Source organism: Engelhardtia mirabilis (assembly GCF_007748095.1).
Classification (GTDB): Bacteria; Planctomycetota; UBA1135; order UBA1135.
This window is the reverse complement of sequence record NZ_CP036287.1, coordinates 810,992-834,490: the sequence shown is the minus strand read 5'-3', so window position 1 is coordinate 834,490 and position 23,499 is coordinate 810,992. Positions and strand designations below refer to the sequence as shown.

Sequence of the window (23,499 nt, the reverse complement as noted above, 5' to 3'; positions counted from 1 at the left end):
AGGCGATTCTTCCCATCCGAGGGCGTAACCCCGTGCCATTCCATCCGTCCTCCCCGTGGCGGGCGGGGGCCCGCGGTGGCTACCCGCACCTCGCGCCGGCCGGCTGCTACCCTCTGCCGCCCGTCCTGCCGCCCGTCCCGGCCCCGATCCATGACTGTCAACCTCGTCCTCGTCGGCGACATGCACCTCGGCCGCCGGCCGACGCGCGTCCCCCGCCAGAGCAGCCTCGACCCCGCCGACCTCGGCCCCGAGGTCGCCTGGCAACGCACCGTCGACCTGGCTCTCGAGCAGAAGGTGGCCGCCGTGCTGCTGGCCGGCGACGTGGTCGAACGCATCGAGGACCGCTTCCGCGCCTTCGCCGCCCTCGAGCGCGGCGTCGCGCGCCTCGTGGGCGCGGGGATCCGCGTCATCGCGGTGGTCGGCAACCACGACGTCGAGGCCCTGCCCCGACTGGCCGCGCGGATCGGTGCGGTCGAACTCCTGGGGATGGGCGAGGAGCGCTGGCAGTCGGCGCTGATCTCGGCGGGCGGAACGTCGGTGCGCGTCTGGGGTTGGTCCTTTCGACGTCGCGAGGAGCGCAACTCGCCCCTGGCGGACTTCCCCAGGCGACGCGCGCGGCCGGGCGACGAGGCCGTGATCGGACTCTTGCACGCGGACCTCGACGTGCGCGACAGCAACTACGCGCCGGTCAACCGCGGCGAACTGGTGGACGCCGGCCTCGACGCCTGGGTGCTCGGCCACGTGCATCGCCCCCACGACCTGGCCGGCGGTGCGCCGATCGGCTACCTCGGTTCGGTGGCCGGGCTCGATCCCGGCGAGCCCGGGCCCCACGGACCTTGGCTGCTCGAGGTCGCGGGGCCGCACAGCCTGCGCTTCAAGCACGTCCCACTCGCGCCCCTGCGCTACCAGACGGTGACCCTCGACGTCTCCAGCCTGCCCGACGTCGCCGGCGCGGACCTGGCCGACGCCCTGGCCAGCCAGCTCGAGCGCGAGGTCGTGCCGGCCTTCCGGGCCGCCGCCGCCGACGAGCTGGAGCGCGTCGACGCCCTGGCCCTGCGCGTCGTGCTCGAAGGCGACACGGAGCGCGGGACCGAGCTGCGCGCGGCCACCCGCGAGCTGATCGGCCAGGAACTGTCGGCCGAGGTCACCCCGACCTTCATCACCTCCTTCGAGGACCGCAGCACGGCCCCCGTGGACCTGCGCCGCCTGGCCGGCGACTCGAGCTATCCGGGCCTGCTCGCGCGGCGCTTGATGGCGCTCGAATCAGGCGACGAGGAGGGCCAGCGCCTGATCGCGCGGGCCCGCGAGCGATTGACCGACGACCTGGCGCGCCACGCTTCCTGGCGCCAGCTCCCGGACGAACTCGCTCGCCCCGACGACGACGAGATCCTGCGCGGACGCCTGGTCGCCAGCGGGCGGCGGGCGCTGCAATCGCTGCTCGCCCAGAACCGCGGCACCGCGGACGGGGGTGACGCGTGAAGGTCCGCCAGCTCTCGATCCGCGACGTCCCCGGCCTGCCCGACGGCCTGACGATCGAGGACATCGCGGCGCCGGTGGTGCTGCTCCTGGGCCCCAACGGGTCGGGCAAGAGCACCTTCCGCCGCTGCCTCGAACAGGTGCTGTTCGAGCACGACGACGACCTCGGCCACGCCGAGCTCGACGGGCGCTTCGAGACCGTCGACGGCCTGCTGCGCGCCCAACAGCGCGGCGGGCGCGTGCGCTGGACCCTGAACGGCAGCTTCGTCAAGCGGCCCGACCTGCCCACGCGCGAGCGCGCGGAGTGCTACGCGATCGGTGCGCGCGCCCTGCTCGCCGCCGGCGACACCGAGGCGCGCTTCGCGGCCGAGGTGCGCCGCGCCATGGCCGGTGGATTCGACCTCTTGGCGGTGCGCGAGGCCCTGGGCGAGGCCGCGCGCCGGCAGCGCTTCGGCGCGCACGAGGCCCAGGAGCTGCGCGAGGCCAAGGAACAACTGCGACGGGTCGAGGAGGGCCTGCGCGACCTGGCCGACGACGAAGACCGTCTGTCGGAGCTGCGCGACGAGGTCGAGGCCGCGGAGCGCGCGGCGAGCGAGCTGGCCTCCACCCGGGCCGCGATCGAGGGCGCGCGCGACGCGCGCGAGCGGCTGCTGCCGGTGCGCCGCGAAGTCGCCGAGCGCGAGGCTCAACTCGAGGACGTGCGCACTCGCCTGACCGCGATCGACGCCCTGGGCCCCCTGCCGCCGAGCGCGAACCTCAGCGCCGCGCGCGTGACCCTCGAGTCCCTGCGCCAGCGCGAGGACGAGGAGCGGCGCGCACGCGAAGCGGTCGAGCGCACGCGGGCGCGGCTCGAGTCGATCGTCGAGGAGCTCGGGCACGAGCCCGGCACGCCGCCGTCGATCGAGGCCTTCGGTGACCTGGACGAGGTCTGGACCGAGCGCGAGCGGGTGCGCCGCGAGGTCGAGGCAGTCGAAGCCCAACTGGCCGCCATCGGCGAGCCCGAAGCGATCGCCGGCGACGTGAGCGTCGAGACCCTGGCCGGCTCGATCGAGGACCTCGAGAACTGGCTCGCGGCCGCGCCGGTGGACGACCGGCCCCTGCCCCAGGGCGTGCTCGTAGCCGCCGGTGTCGTGGCCCTGGCGAGCGTGGCCGCGGCCGCCCTGTTCTCCACTTGGTTCGCCCTGCTGGCGGGCATGGCCCTGGCGGTGATGGTCGCCGAGTGGCAACGCCGCCTGTCGGCGACGCCGGCAAGGGTGCAGCGCGAGAGCGCCATCGAGAGCTTCCGCGCGCGCGGCCTGCAGCGGCCGGCGGTGTGGGAGCAGCACCCCGTGCGCGACCGCGTCAGCACCCTGCGCGAGCAGCGCGAGCGCCTGCGCCGCGCCGAGGCCACGGCCAACGAGCGTGCGCGCCTGTCGACCGACCGCGCGCGCCTGAGCGCGCGGCGCGAGGAGCTCGACCGCGAGCTGGCGGAGTGGGCCGAGCGCGTCGGCGTGCGGCCGGAGGCGGCGGGGCTCGAGCTGCTCGAGTGGACGCGGCGCTGCGTCGCCTGGCGCGACGCGCGCCTGAGCCACGCCGAGGAACGCGGCTCCCTGGCCGCGGCGACGACTTCGCGCGAGGCCGCCACCAACGGCGCCGTGGCAATGTTGGCGGCTGGAGATCTGATCGCCCCGAGCTACGCCACGCTGGTCGCGCGGCTCGAGGAGCTGGGCCTGCGCGCCGCGGACCGCGAGCGCTGGAGCGAGAAGCGCCGCGACCTGGAGCTCGAGCTGGGGCGCCGGCGCGAGGACCTGGAGCGACTGGAAGAGGTCGCGCAGGCCGCCGCCCGCGCCCTCGGAATCGATCCGGCCGAGCTGGAGGACGCCGCCCTCGAGGCGCGCTTCGAGCCGCGGCTGGACGCGCTGATGCGTTCCGCCGAGCGGCGCGACACCCTGCGCGACTCGATCCAGGACATCGTCACGCGGCTGGAGGAGGCGCGCCGCAACGACGTCTTCGAGTTGGCCCTGGCCCAGCGCGACGAGGCCCGCTCGGACCTGGCCCTGGCGCGCGACGCGCGCTTCGACGCCCTGGCCTCCGACTTCCTGCTCGACGACGTCGAACAGGAGTTCGAACGCGAGAGTCGGCCGGCCGTGCTCGACCGCGCGGCGGACCTGTTCGCGCGCTTCACCCATCGACGCTACGACCTGTTGGTCGACAACGCGGGCGGTACCGAGCCCGAGTTCGCGGCCTTGGACGTGGTCGACGGCGTGCGTCGTGGCCTGGAGCAGCTCTCCGACGGCACGCGCATGCAGCTCTTGCTGTCCCTGCGGATCGCCTTCGCCGAGACTGGCGAGGGCGCCGAGCGCCTGCCGATCGTGCTCGACGAGGTCTTCTCCATGAGCGATCCCGGGCGCATCCGCTCGATGGTCGAGACCATCGCCGAGATCGCCGCCGACGATCGCCAGGTGATCTACCTGGGCGCCGACCCGACCCTCGAAGTGGCCTGGCGCGAGATCGCCCGCGAGGCCGGCAAGCCGCAACCCTGCGTGGTCCACATCGACCGCGCCCAGGAGGTGGCGCGGCCGGTGGCCGAGGCCGTCGAGCTGGCCATGACGCCGGCGCGATCGGTGCCGAAGCCCGACGGCAAGTCGCCGCGCGAGTACGCCGCGGAGATCGGCGCGCACCTGCCGGCGGCCTTCGAGGACGCGGGACGCCTGCACCTGTTCCACCTGCTCAGCGACGACCTCGAGGGGCTGGCGGTGCTCCTGCGCCAGGGCATCGTGAGCCTGGGCCAGTGGGAGCAGCTCGCGCGCAGCGGCGGCGCCGCGCGGGCGTTGGGCGACGAGCAACGTGCGACGCGCCTCGGCGCCCGCGTCGCCGTGGCGCGGGCCGCGATCGAGGCCTGGCACATCGGCCGCGGCCGCAAGATCGGTCGCGCCGAACTCGAGGCGTCGGGCGAGGTCTCCGAGGTCTTCATCGACAACCTCGAGTCGCTGTTGGTCGACCTGGACGGCGACCCCGCGGCACTGATCGAAGCCCTCGAGGTCGAAGGCGCCGAACGCGACGAGCGCGCCAAGCGCTTCAAGAAGGCCAAGCGGGAGCAGCTCGACGCCTGGCTCAGCGAACGCGGCCACATCGACCGCCGCCACCCCCTGCCCCTCGACGAGCAGGACTCGCGGGCACGCGAAGCGGCCGGCGACGACCTCGACCCGGCCTCGGCGACGGACCTGGCGAGCCACCTGCGCGACTATCTGGAGCGCTCCCTGCCCCGCGCCGCCGCGCCGCCGCAGGCCGAGGTCGACCTCGAGCGAGCCGAAGCGGTCGAGTCCGCCACGAGCGACTGAACCCCGCCCGCGCGGTGTAGGCGGCGGTTCGGTGCCTGGCACCGTACGAACGCCGACACCGCGCCACGGGCTCAAGCCCCAGAACTACAAGGGCTTAGGAGGCGGACCAGCCCCCCGGAGGCGAATTGTGAGAAGGGCACCCACCACCCTGGCGTAATCGCGGTGATATCACACCGATAGTCCGGGGCTTCACCTCGCCCCACCGAGACCGCCATGGAAAACAACCGCCCCCGCTCCTCCGAGAGCTCCCTTTCCCCCCTGTCCGGCTGGCCGGTACTGATCGGTCTGGTGGCCGCCGAGGCCCTCTTGATCACGGCCCTCGCCCAGCTCGACCCGAACCGCAATACGGGCTGGATCGTGCTCGGCACCGCCGTGGGCGGGGTGGGCTTCCTGCTCACCCTGGTCGGGTTCTTCGTCGTCAACCCGAACATGAGTCGGGTGATGGTGCTCTTCGGTCGCTATCGGGGCACGGTGCGGACCGACGGCTTCTGGTGGATCAACCCCTTCACCTCGAAGCACAAGGTCTCGCTCAAGGCCCACAACATGGCCAGCCAGAAAATCAAGGTGAACGACCAGGTCGGCAACCCGATCGAGATCGGCGCCGTGGTGGTCTGGCGCATCGCAGACACGGCCCAAGCCATGTTCGACGTCGAGGACTACGAGGAGTACGTCGACATCCAGGTCGAGGCGGCCGTGCGCAAGCTCGCCAGCAGCCACCCCTACGACGAGCACGACACGTCCGCGGACGTGGTCTCCCTACGCGGCGACACCGAACAGGTCACGGGCGAGCTGCAAGTGGCCCTGGGCGAGCGGCTCGAGCGCGCCGGCGTGGAAGTCGTCGAGGCGCGCATCTCGCACCTGGCCTACGCGCCGGAGATCGCCTCGGCCATGCTCCAGCGCCAGCAGGCCCAGGCCATCATCGCGGCGCGGCGACAGATCGTGGAGGGTGCCGTGGGCATGGTCCAGGATGCCCTCGAGCTGCTAAAAGCGGGCGACGTGGTCGAGCTCGACGACGAGCGCCGCGCCACCCTGGTGGGCAACCTGTTGGTCGTGCTCTGCAGCCAGGAGAGCGCCCAGCCGGTCCTGAACACCGGCAGTCTCTACAACTGACCGGCGCGAGCTTGGCCGATCGACCGGACTCCAAGCAGGACCGCAAGGCCTTCCTGCTGCGCCTGCCGCCGAAGCTCCACGCGGAGCTGCGGCGGTGGGCCAACACGGAGTTGCGCTCGCTCAACGGCCAGATCGAGTTCCTGCTGCGCGACGCGGTGGAGCGTCGGCGCGGTCGCGGCGACGGAGCGCCCGCGGACGAAGCGGAGTCCGAGGAAGACCCCGAAGTCTGAGGCCGGCCGCGGGACGGATCCGGCCTCAGAGCGCGGCCAAGCCGGCGGCCATGCGCTCGGCGAGCGATCGGGCGCGCTGCTCGACGCTGCGTCGCCACGCGGGGTCCTCGCCCACGAATGCCGCGACCATCCGGCGCTTGGCCTCCCGGCCGAGCTCCGAATCGACCTGGCCGTGCAGGTGTACCCAGTTGTCCATCCGCAGGGCCGCGAGCACCTCGTCGATCGGTAGGGTGCCGTACTCGATCACGGCGAAGGTGACGCGGTCCTGGCCCAGCTCCGCGCGGAACAGGGCGTCGATCGTCCCCACCACGGGCGCCGAGGTCGAGGAGCCGTCGGCGACGCTGGTGACATCGTCACCGAGCCACTCGATCAGACGCCGATGCTCGGAGTCCCCGGGCTCGCGCGCGTAGATCAACTCGCCGTGCCCGCGGGGCCCCAGACCGGTGTGGAGGTCGAGCACGCCGACCTGCTCGAAGCCGGCCAGGTGCTCGCGGCACAGGGCGCGAATCGTGCGGTTCGACCAGCTCGCCTCGCGCCCGCCGTAGAAGAGGCCATCGGGGTGGGTGTACTGACCACCACTCACCGCCGCCTGCCAGGCCCGCTCGCCCCGCTCGCGCTTGTAGGCCTCGATCTTCAGCTCGGCCGCGGCGAACTCGGGGCCGCCCCAATCGCCGGGGACGAGCAGCGCGTGCACCTCTTCGTAGGCCGGGTTGGGCTCGAGCGCCCGGCCGAAGTCACGGCCGTTGCGGTTCAGGTCGACGTTGTCCTCGTTGGTGCGGCGCAGCCACGAGAAGCCGAACGGGTTCAGGGCGTGCACCAGTACGAGCGCGACCCCGTCGGGGAGTCGAGCCGCGAACTGGTCGGCGAGCAGCGCGCACTGGATGCCCGACCCGCACAGGCCCTCGACCCCGTGGGTGGCGCTGGTCACGACCAGGGCCCGCGTCGCATCCGGCGGGCCCGATCGAACGATGTCGGTCGCGAGGACCTCGCCCTCCCGCCCGCGCAGGGGGTGCTCGAAGCTCGCCACCGGCATGGTGGCGGCTGCTGCCAGCTCGAGAAAACGCTGCCTCGCCTGGGCGTAGTTGGCGCTGAACACGCCGTCGTCGTCGATGGCCACGTCCTTGGCCTTCAATACTCGATGCCTTCGCGCGCCGCCTGCACCACGCCGCCCATGATCTCGGCGTCGGCCGGCGTGGTGACCACGTACTCGACGCCGCGGGGCAGCTCCACGTGCATCACGTGACCGCCCTGGGGCATGATGTGGACGATTCGGTTCTCCGGCGAGTCGCCGGGATCGGGCACCCGGATCAAGCCGATCAGCTCAGAGCCGTCGTCGGCGTTGGTCACGTCGATCAGGTGGTCGCGGCAGTGCTCGCAGGTCGTGCGGTACAGGATCCAGGTGCCGTCGAGGGGCAGGCTCGCGACGTCCACCCACTGGGCCAGGTCGATGTCGAAGACGTCCTTACCGACCCAGTCCTCGGGCGCGATGATCGTCCAGCCCTGCGCGGGCGCGACGACCTCGTCGACATCCTCGACGGGCGACGGGGCCGGGGCTTGCGGTTGGGTCGCGCCGTGCGTGGTCGCGGCTTCTGAGCTCGCCGATCCAGGCGCGGGTTCGGCGCTCGCCATCTGTTGCGCCTCGTCCTGGGAGCGGCTTGCGGCGCCATCGGGATCCGCCGTGGGACTCTTGTCGATGCCGGCACCCGAGGCGCCCTCGCGCATGGCCCGGACCTGGCTGGGGTCCATCGCCTGCCCGCGCCCCACGAAGTGTGGCAGGGCGAAGAGCGCGATGGCCGCGATCGCGGCCACCGGCAGGGGCATCACGAAGCGCCCGAGCCCCGACCAGGGCCGCGAGATCAGCAGCAACGCGAACAAGGTGCCGTCGATCGCCAACATGGTCGTCGGCGCCAGGCTCACGTTCTTGCCCATGCAGCCGCAGGACTCCTCGCCGCGGGCGATCTGGATCCCCAGCACGCCGAAGAAGGCCAGGTACTGCAGCGCGATCAGCGCCCAACCCTGGCGCGGCCGCAGCCAGGCGAAGCCCACGATCGCCAGCTCGATGCCGATCACCAGGGGGTAGAGCGTGGTCACCGAGATCGGCAACTCGTGCATGAACTTCGGCAGCAGGGCGGGCGAGCCCTGGAGCAGCTTGAAGAGCGCTCCAGTCAGGATCCAAACCGACGCCAAGGCGAGGGCCAGAAGAGCAAGGGGCCGGAGCCGGGGGCCGTCGGCGGCGGGTGAGTCACTCATGGGGGAACAACGCGGTGGGTCGAAGATCCGGCGGGGCGAGTCGGGGAGCGTATACGACGGGTGGGGTCGGTCGGTGAGCGCCGACTGTGGCGAGCTCTGGAGGGCGAAAAATCACCAGATGAGGCGTAACCCAAGCGGCTCCCATCCGTCCCCCTGAATGGGCGGGCGGGGGCCCGCGGTGGTTAACGGGCCCCGTTGGAAGTCGATTCGAGCGCTCGCGCTGGTCGTCGACGGACCGGCCGGGTCGTCAGCGACGCCATGGAACCCGCCGCCGGAGCCGCATTCGGCCCACCTCCCGTCGCCTGCCCCTCGCGGCCGAGCCCATCTGCGGGGGCCCTATCCTCGGACGAGCGTCCAGCGCCCGGCCCCGTCGCCCTGCGCCCGCCCCTCCTCCTGCAACTTCTCCAGCCCCGCCGCCAGCGATCGTGCAGCCAGCGCGCGCAGGCCCTCGGGTGCGTCGTCGTAGACGCTCCCGACCAGCTCCTCCTCCGAGCTCGCGCCGCCCTCGTCCAGGGCCCGCAGCAGCTTGGCCTCCCGCTGACGGCGATGGCGCAGGAAGCCTTCGAGCAGGCGCGCTCCGTCGTGGGCGACACCACCGTGGGCGGGGATGATCGCGCCGGGATCCTCGCCGAGCACCCGTTGGATGCTCTCGATGTAGGTCGCCAGGTGCCCCTCGGGCGGATCGATCACGATCGTCGAGAGGGTCGACACCAGATCGCCGGCCACCACCGTGCCGTAGCGGCTCTCGCGGAAGACCAGGTGGCCGAGATCGTGCCCCGGCGTATGCAGCGCGCGCAGGTGCCAATCGGGGCTCCCATCGGGCGCGGTGCCGAGGTCGATGCGCTCGCCATCCACGATCGCCTCGCGCGGCCAATCGCCGGCGGGCAGGCGCTCGAGGGTGCGCGCGTGGGCGCGAACGGTCAGACCGAAGACGTCCGCCACGGCGCCGACCGAGCCGACGTGGTCGCGATGGTGGTGGGTGACCAGCACGCCGGCGAGCTGCACGCCGCTGCCGCGCAGCTCCGACAGGTGGGCCAGGAGCCGATCGCGTTCGTCGTGGTCGTAGGTCGCCGGATCGACGATCCACACGCGCTGCTCCCCCACCAGCACGCAGTTGGTCGTCGTCGCGGGCGGAATCGTCGGCGTGGCGAGGGGCGCCACGGCGATCCCGGGCACGGGCCTCACCACGTGCAGGGCGCCGCGATCCACGGCGGCGCTGCGCGCCTCGCAGGCCCGCTTCGCGCGCTCCAGGTCGCCGCCCGATCGGCGCAGGGACTCGAGCAGGAACACGATCGGCGGGACGAGCTTGATCTCGCCCGCGAGCCAGCGTTGCCAGACGTCCGCAGGGCGCATGAAGTCCCCGCCCTCGAGCTCGCCCGGGTGGATCGTCGGCTGCTCGCCGACGGGCAGTTCCAAGTGGACGTAGAGCGCGCGGTAGCGGCGCGGCAGAAAATTCGGTGTGACCGTCCAGCAGAACGGCTCGAGCCCCTGGAGCGCGTCGTCGACCGAGGACACCAACCGCGCCCACTGCGCCGGAGCGGTGGGGTGCGGAATCCCGTCCCGCTCATCCTGCCCCTGGACCAGTGAGCGGCGCAGGGCATCGCGACGCCCCGGATCGCCGATCGACCGGGCCAGCCCAGGACCGGCGACTCCCGTCTCCTCGAACAGCTCGCGCAGCGCGCAGCGCCGGAAGACGTCCAGGTCGCCAAGGGCGGGATCGCCGTCGACCTCGTCCACCACGCCGCCGGGCAGGGCCCAGGTGTCCGGAAAGGCGCGCAACTTGGGTGAGCGATGGACCAGGTAGACCTCGAGCTCGGGCCCCAGGCCACGGGTGAGCAGCACCGCCGCCGACGGACGCAGGGCCTCGAGCGGCGCCTGGGCCGTCGGGCGGAAGGGGGTGGGTCGTCGTCGCTTCAAGGTGAGCGGGTCCTGGCAGGCCGTCGGGGTGCCGGCCGTTCCGCAGCTTACTGCCGGATCACCTGCAACCTCGACGCGCGCCGCTCGTCCTTCCCTTGGGCTGGGTCACGGCTGTCCTGGCTCCGAAGCTCCCCGCAGCACGAGCAACCTCGGGCCACTCCCGGCGATGTCGCTCACGCTTGCAACCATTGCCGCAAGCAGGGGTCGTCGGCCCACGTTTGCCGGCGATGACCCGGCCTCCGGCTGGTCCCGCCGAAGTTCGGATTCAGGACACTAGACTGCCGACCATGGATTCGCCGACCGGAACTCCCCTCGACGCATGGCTCGACCTGCTCGCGGCCCTGCACGTCGCGGTCGTGCACTTTCCCGTGGCCCTGATCCTGGCGGCCGCGCTGTTCGAGACGGGGGCGACGATCCGCGGCCTGGTTCGCGACGAGGAGGCTCGTCCGTCCAGCACGGCCCTGGCGTGCTTGATCCTCGGCGCCCTCGGGGCAGCCGCCTCCGCTGCCAGCGGGTGGACCCTGGCGGACCGGGAGAACTTCGGCTCTTCGATGGCCGAAGCGCTGCTCTGGCACCGATGGACCGGCGTCACGGTTGCCGGCCTGGCGCTGCTCGCGCTCTTGCCGGGCGCGATGACGGCGGTGAGGCCGAGCCTCGGCGCTCGCCGCCTCTACCGCACCCTGCTGCTGCTCGCCGCCATGGCGGTGTCGCTCGCGGGGCACCAAGGCGGCGCGATCGTGCACGGCTCCGACCACATCACCGGGCCCCTGCGCCGGGCGCTCTACGGCGCGCAGGCGCAAGCTGACTCGTCCGAAGGGTCCGAACCCGCGAGCGACTCCAGGGCGAGCGCAGCTCCGATCGCACCGCAACCCGCCCTGGTCGACCCGGCCCACTCGTCGCCACCGGCCGCGCTGCTCTCCGTCCCGGACGATCCGGAGGCCCTGGCGGTGGCGGCCCGCGCAGTGCTCGGCAGCCGCTGCGTCGAATGCCACGGGCCACGCAAGGAGAAGGGCGACCTGCGCCTCGACACTCGAGCGGCGATCGTCGATGTCGGCTATGCGGCCTTCCCGGGCGACGGCTCCGGCAGTCCGATCATCGAACGGGTGGTGCTACCGATCGACCACGAAGACCACATGCCCTCCGAGGGGCCGCCGTTGAACTCGGTGCAGGTCGACGTGCTGCGCGCCTGGATCGATGCAGGCGTGCGCTGGCCCGCGGACGGTCAGCCGGCCCAGGAGTGATCGATTTTCGGCGGTCTGTGGTGTAACCACGGGCGGCCCCGTCCGTCCCCAGGGTGGGTGGGGGCTAGGGATGGTCCAAGGGCGAGTCCACGGGAGGAAACCCCGTCCGACGTTTGCGCCGCCCCGTGACCGAGCCACCGCGCCTCTGCCGGCCCGACAGCAGCGCCGCCCCCCAGCCCAGCCCAGCCCAGCCCAGCCCAGCCCAGCCCAGCCCCGCCCCAATCAACCTCGACCATGCTCACCGCCCCCTCGCTCCCCCTGCTCGCAGCCCTGTTCTTCGCTCCGACCGCAGCCCAGGACCTCGCTGCCGCTCCGCAGAGCGTCGCGCACACCTCTGCGACCCCACTGGAGCGGGCTCTCGAGTCCGTGAACGACCGCGCCATTCGCGCCGACATGGACTTTCTGGCCGGACCGGCCCTCGGTGGCCGCGGCACCCCCAGCCCCGAGCTCGAGCTCGCCGCGCGCTACGTGGAAGCGCGCCTGCGTCGACTCGGGATCGAACCCGGCACGACCGACGGTTACCAAAACCGCTTCGACCTGAGCGGCCTGCAGCTCGACGTCGAGCGTTGTTCGATCTCGATCACCGCACCGGAGGGTCAGCGCACCTTGCAGCTCGGCGACGGCGCCTACCTTCGCAGTGGCTCGGACCTGATCGACGTCGACGTGGACGCAGGTGTCGTCGCCGTTGGCGACGGGTCCCGTTCGGTCATCGACGAGGTCGGCGACTTGACCGGTTCCTGGGCCCTGATGTTCGAGAGCGGGCGCGGCACCACGGGCGCGATTCGACGGCTGGTCGACGCGGGCGCGGCAGGTGTGCTGGTCACTCCGGGCAACGAGTACGAGCGCGAGCCCTACGCCGAGCGCTACGCCGATTCCCTCGAGCGCTTGGGCAAGTTGCGCTACTCGAGCCCGACCAGCGCGCCGCCGGAGGCCAGGACCGGAGCACCCGTTCTGCTCGTCGATCGCGAGGTGGGCACGTGGATGCTGAGCTCCCTCGGCTTCGACGCGGCGCCTGCGCCGGGCACGCGACTGGACCTGCGGGTGGCCGAGCGCCGCGCCGTGACGCGCAAGGACGCCAGCGCGCCCAATGTCGCCGGCCTGCTGCGTGGGACCGACCCCGAACTCGCCAGCCAGGTCCTCGTTCTCTGTGCCCACCTCGATCACCTGGGCACCGACGCCGAGGGCGTGGTCTACCCCGGTGCCGACGACAACGCCTCGGGAACCGTCGGCCTCCTGGCCCTGGCCGAAGCGATCGTGGCGCGGGGAGCCTACGGACGATCGGTGCTGTTCCTGTGGGTCTCCGGCGAGGAGAGCGGGCTGTGGGGCTCGGCCATGTGGTGCCGCGACCCGCGCCTGCCCGCGGGCCTCGCTCCGCGCGCGGCCTACAACATGGACATGATCGGCCGCGACGCTCCCGCGACCCTGTGGGTCACCCCCACCTCCGAGCACGCCGCCTTCAACCCCTTCGCCGCCCTGGCGCCGGAGCTGGCGGGCACCGAGGGCTTCGAGGACATCGTGTCCCAGGACTCCTACTGGCGCGCGTCGGACCACTACAGCTTCGCCAGCGAGCTGCGGATTCCCGTGCTGTACCTCTCCTCCGGGGAGCACGACGACTACCACAAGCCGACGGACCTCCCCGAGCGCATCGACTTCGACAAGCTCGAGCGCATCGTGCGCCTGACCCTGCGGATCCTCGAGCGCACCGACGGTCTGACTCTAGAGCCGGTCGAGTCCGTGGACGGCAGGCCGCGCTGAGCCCACAGATCTCCCGGGCCGAGGCCTTCAGTCCCCGCTCGCGCGCTCGGGCTCGGGCTCGGTGACTTCGGGATCGGGTGCGCCGCAGGCCTTGGCCAGGGCGACCAGGCCGGCCTCGAGCTGAGACGCCACCTGGGGCTTGGCCGCGACCGTGTCGATCACCCGCAGCCAATAGGAGTCGACCTCGCTGCTGGTCCGACGCCAGCGCACGCGGGTGCGGCTCGCGTCCAGAGCCTCCAGGTCGAACTCGTCCCAGCCCTCGAAGCCGCTGCCCGCCAGGAGGTCATCGCTCGGATCGCCCGAGCGCGAGTTGAGGGCGAAGCGGATGGGCTCCTCGGCCTCGACCACCGTGAAGAGCACCTTCAGCACGTCGCCGAAGCGCACCTCCATCTGCGCGCCGAGCCCGGACGGCGGGCCCAGGAACGCGACGCCGGTCTCCAGGTCGTCGCCGATGGCCAGGATCGGCGACCACTCCTCCCAGCCCTGCAGGTCCGCAACCTTGGCGTAGAGCGAATCGACCGGCGCAGCGATCACCGCCTCGCGCTCCACGTCCAGCCGCGAGGGCAAGAAGTACCCCGCGATCTCGACGCCAGCGACGACGATCAACAGCGACAACACCAACGCCCAGGCCCACTTCATCGCGCGCCAGGTTAGCCGCTCCCGCGCCCGGGCCCGCTCGGAATGTCCCACCTCCCGGCGAGAGCCGGCTCCGCGAATCCGGATTGGCCCCGTAGCCACGACGGAAGCCCAGGGGTACCTAGCCGCATCGCGCTGCGCAGCCTGTGATGCCCCCCCGGATCGGCCGGCGCGGCTTGTGCGGCGGAGTCCCCGAGGTCGGAGTCGAGCATGGGATCGAATGGCAACGCATCGAACGCCGGGTCAGTGAACCTTCGCCAGCTCCTCGCTGGCGTCGCGATCTTCGCCTGCGGCGTCGTCTCCGGCAGGGCCATCGGCAGGCCCGTCCCACCCGTTGACCGACCAGCAGCAGTTCCTGACCACCCTCTTGGCGGCCGCCCCAGGACCGTGGTGTCCGAGGACCTGAAACTGCCGACTCGAGTCGTCCCTCGCAGGGACACGGCCGTCGTCGAAGAGACACTGACGCCGCTACCCGACCAGCCAGTGGTCGAGGCGCCGGAATCACCCTTCTCCGAGCTCACGAGAGGGGAACTGCTCATGGCTGGGCAGTACATCCGAGCCCACGTGCACCTCGCGAGCAGCGCCCAGCTCCTGTTCGCGGACCTGACGAACTCCATCTTCAGCCGAGAAGGAGCGAACGGCCGCGTGGAACTCCAGCGCTTCGATCAGTCGTTCGAGAACCTCCCCAGCGAGACATCCCTTTGGATCGACGGGACTCTCACGCGCTGGATCAACGCCCCAGGCGTCGAGCGAAGACTGGAGGAAGTCCAGGTGAACGACTCGCAAGAGCTGTCGCTGCTGCTTCTGCTCGATGACCTCCGGCAGATGAGGCAGATCGGCCGATTGACGCGCGACTCGTTGGCGCGAGCGGACGAGGGCGAGCGGCTCGATGACGAAGTGATCGCCTCGCTCCGCCGCTGGCCCCTGCGAGGAATGGAGGTGTTGGACTTCTAGATCGCGTCCACGCCGAGCCTGGGTCCGGGGGCGCGGCAAGCTGCTCGAGGCGCCGGCCCGCAGCTCACGGCGAGACTCGGCCTGTGGAGGGAACTCGCGTTTGCCCGGCACTCGTGGTCGTAATCGCCGCGCGACGCCGTAGCCTCGAGAGCGCCCCCCCGCGCGGAGATGCCCAGATCGGCCCGACCCTGCGCGCCCTTTCGCCCTCGCCGGAGCTCTCGCGCTCGACGCGCCGGTCCCCGAAGCCGCAACGGCCGAGCCCTTCCCCGCCCTTCGCCTGCCGACCATCGACGGCTCCGCCGTGGTCGACCTGCGCGACTTCCGCGGCCGGAAGATCCTGCTGGTGGACATCGCCTCCGGGTGAGCGGGTTGCCGCCGCAGCGTGCCCGTGTGGCACAGCATCCGGCGAATGCAGAGGCTGTGCGAAGCGGCTCGCGCGCAATGACTTGCAACCGATGCGAGCGATGTTTCGCAACGCGTTGAAGGGAGCACTTGTTCCCCAGGCCATCAGAAGCCGTTGGGCTCCCGCAGCTACGCTTCGGAGCACACCATGGGGAACAACGGCAGGCACGACAGAGCGACGAAGCATCGGTGGCGTCGTGAACTCACGGGCATCCGACCGGTCTGGTCTGCCGGCCGATGGCGCTGGCGTGCGGTGTGCTCGGTCGACGGGAAACGGCGCGTTGGACCCCCTCGAGAGACTCAAGAGGCGCCGCATGGGGACGACCTTCGGCTTCGGTTGAGGCGGGATCGCCCTGTGGGCGAGGTCGAGACCCTCGAGGACGCGCTCTCGCTCACGATCGAGCGCAGGCGGCAGCGAGGGTCTGCCGGGGGAGTACGCGCTCGCGGGATACGAGCGCGTTGCAAGGTTTCTGATGCGCGCGTGGGAGCCGAACGCACCGATGGCGGAGGGGCTCACCGTCGAGCAGATCAACTGGTTCATCGGCGCTGCCATCGCCGGCGGCCGAGCCCCGTCCTCCGTTGCAGGGCACGACCTCGAGCTCCTGAGAGCCGCCGCGAAGACGGCCCAGATCGCCTGGCCAGAAGAAACCAGGACCATCCGCGAGAGCGCGCCGAAGATGCCCTTCTTCGAGCCCGACGAGTTGCTCGAGCTCATTCGTCGCGCGAAGGCCGAGGGGCTCAGGGGACTGGGGGGGGCGGCGCACTGCCCTCGCGTGAGTTCGCACTGGACCTGATCGAGTTCATGGCACCGACGGGGCTGCGCAACGGAGAGCTCTCGCGCCTCGTCGCCGACAACCACGATGAGCGCCGGTGCGTGGTGCGCTTGGTCAATGCCAAGAAGAACTGGGTCACCGAGGAGAAGTGGTGCCCGGAATCCGCGCGCGAGGTCCTGATCAGGTTCAAGGCGCGCGCCCAGGCCGACGGGCACCTGATCCCTGGGCGGAGCCATAAGAGCAAGATGAACCACATCTCCTCGACGCTCTGCCCCTGGCAGCGGTACCTCAACGAACCTCGGCTGCACGCACGAGCGCTCCGCCCCTCTTCGACCTCTCGCCCCCTCGGCGCTGGACGGAATGGGCCGCTTGAACACTCAACCCTTGACACCGACACCGAGGCCACCCGTGCCCCAAGAATGCGATTCCACTAGCTATGGAGCCGGCGCACTCGGGCAAGGCTCCCGAGACGGAGAAAGAGATGAGTTAGAAGAGAATTCTTCCCTGACGGCGGCGGCACCGTCGTTTGACTGCGCGAGCACTCGAACCTGCCCACTAGAGGAGATGACATGGCACTTACGCTTCTGCTTGCAATAACACAGGTGTCCAGTGATTCGGTCGTTGCAGCGACCGGAGCAGCCTACATCGAGGTGCTGGTTCAAGACCAGCGTGGGGCCGCCGTGCCCAACGCGAAGGTCTACGTCGAGGAGCCGAATGGTGGGCTGACCGAGCTCCCCGCCACGAGCCACAACAGTCCGTACTCGCTGGTGAACACCCAATGGTCTGGCGCAATCGTGGTCCCGTGGGCTGGGAGAGCTCTAGTCCCGACCCTGATTGGCGTTGATGGAGAGGGCATCCACTTCCAGGAGGTATGGATAGACCCCAGTGAATCCCAATGGCTCGTGGCGGAGGCATACCGCGACTACTCTGAGGAGCGGTCGTCCGCGCAGGCAGTCACGAGCTTCTTGCAGGGCTACAACGCACTTCTGCTGGGTGACACCACGCTCCACTATCAGCCGCAACTTCTCCCGGATGCGTTCACCGCTGTCTTCACCGAGCACCCACGCGGCGCCGGCGGGATGGACAAGTCAGGAGACCTGGCGTCCGTTCGGTGGAGTTCCATGCAGATGCAAATCGATGTCGCGCTGTTCGATCTGAACGGCATGCCGATCGACACATCAGCAACGCCGTTCATCATCGAGTATCGGCAATCACTTCCGGTAGACGCATACGGCGTGGCAGACGTGCGGGATACGTTCAAGGCAATCGAGGCCCAACCCGAGGGCCATAATAGCTGGCTGAAGGGGTGGAGGCTCGATTCGCAAGCTTCACAGTGGTACCAGCACACCGGAGTCAGCTTCAACTACGACGTGCTCGACAACTCGTTCCTGATGAGCGTGCCCGGCCTGAGCTCGTGGACTGTAGTTGGCGATCTCGACGAACTCGGCTTTCTGGTAGGCACGCCGATTGACTCTGGCCCCGTCGTGCCCGGGAATGGCGGAATGGGGCCGCCCACCCCTTCGGTCCCGGAGATTGACATGACCAAGTCATGCACGACGCTCGGCGAAGGTGACAAGGCATGCGACGACACCTACTCCGGTCCGACATACACCATCTCCAAGGGGTCAACTTTCGACGTCAAGGTTTCCGCTGGAATCAGCAACACCATCTCTGCCCAGTTCGGCCTCAAGGGTAGTGGACTCACCAAATTCCTGGTCGACATCGAAGGCTCTCTCGGCTCAGAGTTCACAGGCACGTTGAGTGGCGCCACGACGAGCACGGCGACGATGGCGGTAACAACGACGCTGGAATCGGGCAAGACCATCGCAAAAGACGTCCTGCCCTGCTCGAAGGGCCCAGTGAAGTTCGTCATGGTCAACCAGGACCACAGCATCGCCGGCATCTCGCTTATATCAGTGCCGCTATATCCGAGCGTCACCTACAAGCTCGCTCAGTCCGACGTATGCTGCCAGGGCGTCTTGCTGAGTAGCGCGCCCTGCTGCGACCTTCATGAGTACAAGTCGGTAGAGAAGGCCTGTGGGCAATAGCCGATGACGCCCCCCCCCGAGCGCGGGACTCCGTAGCGGCCGAGGCCCTAACAAGACGACTGATGCGGGCAAGGTTCTCGAGCTCGCGCTGGACCGTGTTCATCCACTTGGCCCAAAGGAGCGTTCCGGGCACGCCGACCCCGAGCGCAGCGTGGCGCGCCTGCACCTGTGGATCGCACCCGCCGCAACCGGCGGCGGCCAATGGAACAACGGGGCCGGCCCCGCGCGGGTCTGGCTCGACGCCGACTCGTTGCCCGAGGGCTGGGCCCTCGAGCAGGTGCTGATCGACCTGCCCGGTCCGCCGGTCGCCATCTCCGACGAGACCCGGGCGGTGGACCTCGAGCTGCGCGCACCGGACGGCTTCAGCGGGAGCGCGACTCTATCCGGCTACCTGTTGACCGACGCCCGCCGCGACAACGGCGTGTGCTTCCACCTGCGCCGTGACTTGACGGTCACCATCAGGCGCTGAGCAATCGGGCTCGATCGCGGCAGCAGCAAGCGCTGCCCCGATCGAGCTCGGTTCGATCCACCGCCGAGTCGACTTTCCAGGTGACCCCTCCGCTGAGCCGTAGCGGGTCCGATCGCGATCGGTGCCCTGGCACCGGGTCCCACCAGCTCGAACCGGAGGCCGACGACTCGTCGGTGTCAGGCACGGTGTCGATGGCCAGAGGGCCCAACCCCTGCGATGGCTCCCGTGGCGTCGTCCCGATGGGCTCCGAGTCGTCGATGGGCTGATCCGGACGTCGCGGGGCGTCTCAGATCCAAGCCTTGGCCTAGAAGTTTCTTCGAGTTCGGTCGACTCAATACTGGCGTCTATTCGTTCGGTTCTCGCACTCCTACGGAACCGGGATGCGGCAACGCCGCAAGCTCCCAGACTCGATCGCCCTCCTCTTGAACGGACCTCTACCCATGCGCCGAAGCACTCTTGCCGCCGGAGCGATCGCATCTGCGGCAATCATCGCAGCGCTCGTGTTCATCACGAACCTCGGCATCGAGAAGAGTGCGGCGTCAGCGAGAACTCTCCCGGACGGTCGAGAGAGGACCCCCGCTCTCGTCGGACTGACTTCGGCCGTCGAGGTCGGTCGCTCCGCGCTGGGATCAGAAGCCCCTGCGGAAACCAAGGCCAAGGTCGATTCGGACGCTGACGCTCACGCACGAGCGAGCAGAGCCGACCCTCCCTCGGCAACACGCCAGGCCTCCGGCGGGGAGCAAGCGGATCAGGTCGCAGTGGTCCAGGGTTATGTCAACGGTCTCGATGGCCCCGTCCCGAACATCTTGGTCTCCGCGGACCAAGGTCAGCGCCTTCGTGCAGACGAGTCGGACGAAGACGGCTTCTACTCGATCTCGCTGCCGTTCGACGGCCTGGTGACGATCCAGGCGCGGGGTGGTGAGGACCTCTGGCCGCCGCCGAAGGAGATCGAAGTACATGGCACGACGCCCCATTCCATCGACGCGCTCCGTGGGACACGGACGATCCGTGGGGTGGTCGCCGACCCGGAGGGACGTCCGGTCGCCTCCGCGCCCGTCGAAGCACACTACTGGGGCACTCGGCGTGACCACGACGGGACTCCCTACCGCGTCATTGGTCCGAGCTTCAGACAGACCACCAGCGCAGCGGACGGGACCTTCGTCCTGGAGTCCCTGCCACCGATGCAGCTCGGGGCGGTTGCCGCGCCGAACTCGAATCGAAGCGGGGTGGACTCCCTCACCAGCGCTCCCTCCCACTCGGTCGAGGTGGACCTCACCGAAGGCGACGCAACCGGGGTCCGATTGGAGATGACTCCGGCCGAGACGTGCACCGTGAACCTGACCCTCGTCGGCGACCTCGACCGGGTGGGGCGGGTGGAAGTCATCTTCGACGAGATCATCGACAGGCACGGACCCAACCCCTTCCCGATGCAGCGAATCGAACCTCTCGAAGCCAGCGAATCGGACCCTCGAACCTTCGTCTGGCGAGTGGGTCCGGTCGTTCCGCCGAGTGCCACGGCGGTGGTGCGGGTGCACGGGGCTGGGCACGTCACGACGCCCTTCGTGCCCATCCCCAACGAGGTCCTCGATCTCACCATCCACCTCTGAGGCGCTCGCGCTGCGGGCAGCCCTGGCACGGGAAATCGAGCCACGTGCCCCCGCGTCGGCGACGGGTTCCCCCGCGAGCATCCAATCGGCGAGCGGCCCCGGGCGCTCGGCTCGAGCTCGAGGCTGTACGACCTCTCGCGTGGCGCGAAGCCGCCGAGCCGAGCGTCGCTCGTGCCGCGCGACGGCTAGAAGCCGTCGGGGACGACCGTCAGCCGGTTCGAGTCGAGGCGTTCGTCGACCGCGGTCGCCGATGCGGCGAGTTGGATCGGGTCGGGTCCGGTGGCGCGCAGGACGACGCTGGCGACGCCACCCTCGGCCCGCGGGCGGCCGCTCCCGACGATCTCGCCGCCGCCGAGCAGGGAGACGACGACCTCGCCGTCGAAGTCGGTGCAGACCGTGCCCTGCCCGTCGAGCACGAGGGCGTGGACCCAGATCTGGTCGTGCTCGATGGCCGAGAGGGGGATGCCGAGCTCGTCGGCCAGGAGCAGGATCTGCGCCGGGGCTCCCGGCCGCAAGAGCACCCGTTCCGCGTGCACCGTTCCGCCGCGCCAGGAGCGCACAAGGACCTGTTCGGCGGCGGACGGCGCGCGCTCGAACGTCGCGACCCCGCGCCAGGGCCGACGCCGCCCGAGTGACTCGCCGTCCACGAAGACCTCGACCGCGTCTCCGCTGGAGTAGACGGTCAGCTCGCCGCCGAGCTCCAGCTCGGCCCAGTCGACCGCGGCGTAGGCCGTGGGCTGGCCGCTCGCGGCGCGGAGGCGGTGGTAGGCCCAGGTGGGCAGGCGATCGGAGGTGAAGGTGCCGCCGCCGTCCATCTCGAGGGCATCGGGAACGAGGCTCGAGCTCGTCGCCGTTCGGGCCGCCTCGACGAACAAGCGCGCGTGCTCCCTACGATCGGAGCCGGCGGCCGAGCGGTCGGCCCGAGTCGGGCCGAAGCGGTCGAACAGCGTCCTCAGCCCATCGCGATCGAGGGGTGGCTCGTTCACGATGACGGCACTCGGATGGGCCTGGGCCAAGGCTTCCAACGCGCGGCGACGCCCGACCGGGAACGCCTCGGAGGCGACCACAGCGACTTCAATGCCTCGTAGGTCGCACTCCACGAGCAGGGCTTCATCGGCGACGGAGGCCGCGTTCATCCAGACGGCGGCCCCCAGCTGACCCAGGCGCACCGCATCCCTGCGCAGGGCTCGGGCCGATAGACGCGCGAGTGGCGAGTCGCTCAGGGCCGGCTCGAGGCACGCCGGGTCGTAGCCGACCTGGTAGCTGCCGCCGACGTAGCCCCCGTCCCGAGGCCTGCGGGGCGCGGTGGTCGTGCTCCATCGGTCGACCACCTCTCCAGCCCGGCTCAGCTCGACGACGACGCCGTAGACCCGGGGGTCCGCCGGCGTCCAGGGCACGATGTTCGGCGCGGCGAGGGCCAGGCTCACGGGCGTGGGCGCGGTCGTGTCCGGCGACACCACGGTCTCGGCACTGGCGAGTTCCGCTCGATCCTCGCCGAGCAACACCGCTCGCAGGCTCGGCGGCTCGGCGCCGGGTAAGCGCTCGACCACTTCGACAGTCAGCTCCAGGACGGGCGCTTCGGAATCGAGCCAGCTCCAAACGAGTGGCGGCGTCTCGCGATCGTTGCGCAGCTCGAGAAAGCGCTCCCCCAGGTACTCGATCCGGGCGCCGCCGGCGATGCCAGTGGGCACGCCCGTGACAGTCGCAAGGTCGCCCTCGCCCGACCCGAACAAGACCAAGAGCTCGTGTCGCTCGCCGTCGGACAGGTCGCTGCCCAACTCCAGGATCACGTCGAACCCGCGTTCCTCCACCCGGAGCGCCACGCCGTCGAGGAAGGCCTCCGCGACCTCGGAGGCCGCCGACAGCCGCACGCGGGCTCGGCGCTCACGCTGGGACGCGGGCGCGCGCAACTCACGGCGCAGCACGATTCGTTCGCGCGGGTCGAGGGTGGCGAACGGCAAGTCGATCCGGGTCCAGCGGCTGGAGTCGTCGGTGGCCTCGTCTCCTCCGAGCACGACATGGGTCCAGCCGCGATCGAGGGGTTCGATCTCCCGTTGCGCCGCATGCGCCTGGCCGGTCATCAGAACCGACGCCACTACCACACAGAGCGCCACACAGCGCGCCGCGCGCACCATCGCTCCCGCAGCCCTCACGCCCCCTCGATCCGCGCGAACTCGCGCTCGAGCAGGGCCTTGGTCGCGCGGATGCCGTCGGGCTCGCTCAGCGACTTGCCCTCGTACTCGACGCCGATCCAGCCGTCGTAGCCCGAGGCCACCACGAGATCCAGCATGCGCCGGTAGTCGGTGTGGACCTCGTTGCCGGCGGCGTCGAAGTCGTGGCTCTTGGCGCTGACGGCCTTGGCGTAGGGCATCAACTCGGCCACGCCGCGGTAGCGGTCGTACTGCGTCCCGTCCTCCAGGCCGAAGTTGCCGAAGTCGGGCAGGGTGCCGCAGCCGGGGTGATCCGCGCGCCGGATCGTCTCGGCCAACCAAGCGCCGTCGGAGCTGGGGCCCCCGTGGTTCTCGACGATCACGCTGATGCCGTACTCCTCGCCGGTCACGCACAACTGGTGCAGGGAGTCCGCCGCGCGCCGGGAGTGCTCGTCGCGGTCGCCCTTGCCGGCCGCGTTGACGCGGATCGAGTGCCCACCCAGGAACGCGCTCGCGCGGATCCAGCGGTGGTGGTTCGCGATCGCGGCCGCGCGCTCCGCGTCGTCCTGCGCCCCCAAGGCTCCCTCCCCATCGACCATGATCAACAGGCTGCGCACGCCCGACCCCTCCGCGCGTGTACGCAGCTCACCCAGATAGGTCAGGTCCTCGGCCCGGTCACGGAAGAACGAGTTGACGTACTCCACCCCCGCGATGCCGTAGTCCTCGCGCGCCACGCGCGGAAAGTCCAAGTTGTCGAGCCGGCCGCCCTGGAGCGCCCGGTGCAGGGACCACTGGGCCAGGGAGATGCGGTAGCGGGGCGCGCCCGCCGGCGGCTGGGGCGTGCTACCGCAGGCGGCGAGGGGCAGGGCACCGGCGCACAGGAGGGCGCCGCGCAGGAGGTCGCGTCGGCTGGGCATGGGGCGATCATGGCCGGCGGGGCGGCGGGTGTCGACCGAGGGCCGTGGGCCGCTCGCAGCGCGCCGCCCCCACGATCGACGGCCTCGGGTGGGAATGGGGGCTCATCGACCCGTCGCCGCCGCAGACAGCGCGGCTTCCCTGGGCGACGCGGTGCTCGTCGGCGGCGGGAGCCCCGACGGCGCAACTCCGGGACGGCCAGGGCCAGCTACCCTGGCGGTCGCGGGCGCCCGAGCGACCGTCGAC

17 protein-coding genes are annotated in these 23,499 nt (G+C 70.7%); 11 read left to right on the top strand and 6 right to left on the bottom strand.

What is annotated here, in order from left to right; translation table 11 throughout:
• The first annotated feature begins 150 nt into the window (after positions 1–150).
• From Pla133_RS03075 to Pla133_RS03060, 4 genes are all read left to right on the top strand, one after another.
• On the top strand, positions 151–1,479 hold the full coding sequence (locus Pla133_RS03075) for a metallophosphoesterase family protein (RefSeq protein WP_145062321.1): 1,329 nt from the start codon (positions 151–153) through the stop codon (positions 1,477–1,479).
• A complete protein-coding gene (locus Pla133_RS03070) occupies positions 1,476–4,796 on the top strand; it encodes a hypothetical protein (RefSeq protein WP_145062319.1) in 3,321 nt (1,106 codons plus the stop codon). Before Pla133_RS03075 ends, Pla133_RS03070 begins: the two co-directional genes overlap by 4 nt.
• Before the next feature lie 213 nt (positions 4,797–5,009).
• Entirely contained in the window at positions 5,010–5,906 is an 897-nt protein-coding gene (locus tag Pla133_RS03065; protein ID WP_145062318.1) for an SPFH domain-containing protein, read from the top strand.
• An 11-nt stretch (positions 5,907–5,917) separates the two neighbouring features.
• Entirely contained in the window at positions 5,918–6,136 is a 219-nt protein-coding gene (locus tag Pla133_RS03060; RefSeq protein ID WP_145062316.1) for a type II toxin-antitoxin system antitoxin, read from the top strand.
• Positions 6,137–6,161: 25 nt separating this feature from the next.
• On the opposite strand, the gene Pla133_RS03055 is transcribed toward Pla133_RS03060, so the two are convergent.
• The 3 genes from Pla133_RS03055 to Pla133_RS03045 all read right to left on the bottom strand — a co-directional run bounded on the left by Pla133_RS03055 (position 6,162) and on the right by Pla133_RS03045 (position 10,303).
• Positions 6,162–7,268: a M14 family metallopeptidase gene (locus Pla133_RS03055; RefSeq protein ID WP_145062314.1), complete on the bottom strand. Its 1,107-nt coding sequence runs from the start codon at positions 7,266–7,268 to the stop codon at positions 6,162–6,164.
• On the bottom strand, positions 7,265–8,386 hold the full coding sequence (locus Pla133_RS03050; protein ID WP_145062312.1) for a MauE/DoxX family redox-associated membrane protein: 1,122 nt from the start codon (positions 8,384–8,386) through the stop codon (positions 7,265–7,267). The genes Pla133_RS03055 and Pla133_RS03050 overlap by 4 nt, the downstream gene beginning before the upstream one ends.
• 336 nt (positions 8,387–8,722) lie before the next feature.
• Complete coding sequence (locus Pla133_RS03045; RefSeq protein WP_145062310.1) at positions 8,723–10,303, bottom strand: MBL fold metallo-hydrolase; 1,581 nt, start codon at positions 10,301–10,303, stop codon at positions 8,723–8,725.
• Between the two features lie 287 nt (positions 10,304–10,590).
• On the opposite strand from Pla133_RS03045, the gene Pla133_RS03040 reads away from it, so the two are divergent.
• Together Pla133_RS03040 and Pla133_RS03035 are read left to right on the top strand one after the other, a co-directional pair.
• Positions 10,591–11,544 carry a c-type cytochrome domain-containing protein gene (locus tag Pla133_RS03040; protein ID WP_419192068.1) on the top strand — a complete coding sequence of 318 codons (954 nt, stop codon included), beginning with the start codon at positions 10,591–10,593 and terminating at the stop codon, positions 11,542–11,544.
• A 234-nt stretch (positions 11,545–11,778) separates the two neighbouring features.
• Positions 11,779–13,299: a M28 family peptidase gene (locus Pla133_RS03035; protein ID WP_145062306.1), complete on the top strand. Its 1,521-nt coding sequence runs from the start codon at positions 11,779–11,781 to the stop codon at positions 13,297–13,299.
• A 27-nt stretch (positions 13,300–13,326) separates the two neighbouring features.
• Here the strand turns inward: Pla133_RS03035 and Pla133_RS03030 are convergent, their stop codons facing one another.
• Positions 13,327–13,938: an SRPBCC family protein gene (locus tag Pla133_RS03030; RefSeq protein ID WP_145062304.1), complete on the bottom strand. Its 612-nt coding sequence runs from the start codon at positions 13,936–13,938 to the stop codon at positions 13,327–13,329.
• Between the two features lie 534 nt (positions 13,939–14,472).
• Here Pla133_RS03030 and Pla133_RS03025 point away from each other — a divergent pair.
• The 5 genes from Pla133_RS03025 to Pla133_RS03005 all read left to right on the top strand — a co-directional run bounded on the left by Pla133_RS03025 (position 14,473) and on the right by Pla133_RS03005 (position 20,188).
• Positions 14,473–14,889 (top strand): hypothetical protein, encoded by a 417-nt coding sequence (locus Pla133_RS03025; RefSeq protein ID WP_145062302.1) that lies wholly within the window; start codon positions 14,473–14,475, stop codon positions 14,887–14,889.
• A gap of 902 nt (positions 14,890–15,791) precedes the next feature.
• On the top strand, positions 15,792–16,085 hold the full coding sequence (locus tag Pla133_RS03020; RefSeq protein WP_419195420.1) for a hypothetical protein: 294 nt from the start codon (positions 15,792–15,794) through the stop codon (positions 16,083–16,085).
• 548 nt (positions 16,086–16,633) lie between these two features.
• Positions 16,634–18,112 carry a hypothetical protein gene (locus tag Pla133_RS03015; protein ID WP_145062298.1) on the top strand — a complete coding sequence of 493 codons (1,479 nt, stop codon included), beginning with the start codon at positions 16,634–16,636 and terminating at the stop codon, positions 18,110–18,112.
• Positions 18,113–18,263: 151 nt separating this feature from the next.
• Positions 18,264–18,581 (top strand): hypothetical protein, encoded by a 318-nt coding sequence (locus Pla133_RS03010; protein WP_145062296.1) that lies wholly within the window; start codon positions 18,264–18,266, stop codon positions 18,579–18,581.
• A gap of 758 nt (positions 18,582–19,339) precedes the next feature.
• Positions 19,340–20,188, top strand: a complete 849-nt coding sequence (locus tag Pla133_RS03005) for a carboxypeptidase-like regulatory domain-containing protein (RefSeq protein WP_145062295.1) — start codon at positions 19,340–19,342, stop codon at positions 20,186–20,188.
• Between the two features lie 185 nt (positions 20,189–20,373).
• Here the strand turns inward: Pla133_RS03005 and Pla133_RS03000 are convergent, their stop codons facing one another.
• Entirely contained in the window at positions 20,374–22,341 is a 1,968-nt protein-coding gene (locus tag Pla133_RS03000) for a hypothetical protein (protein WP_419195419.1), read from the bottom strand.
• Positions 22,338–23,255, bottom strand: a complete 918-nt coding sequence (locus tag Pla133_RS02995; RefSeq protein WP_145062291.1) for a sugar phosphate isomerase/epimerase family protein — start codon at positions 23,253–23,255, stop codon at positions 22,338–22,340. The genes Pla133_RS03000 and Pla133_RS02995 overlap by 4 nt, the downstream gene beginning before the upstream one ends.
• Between the last annotated feature and the right edge of the window lie 244 nt (positions 23,256–23,499).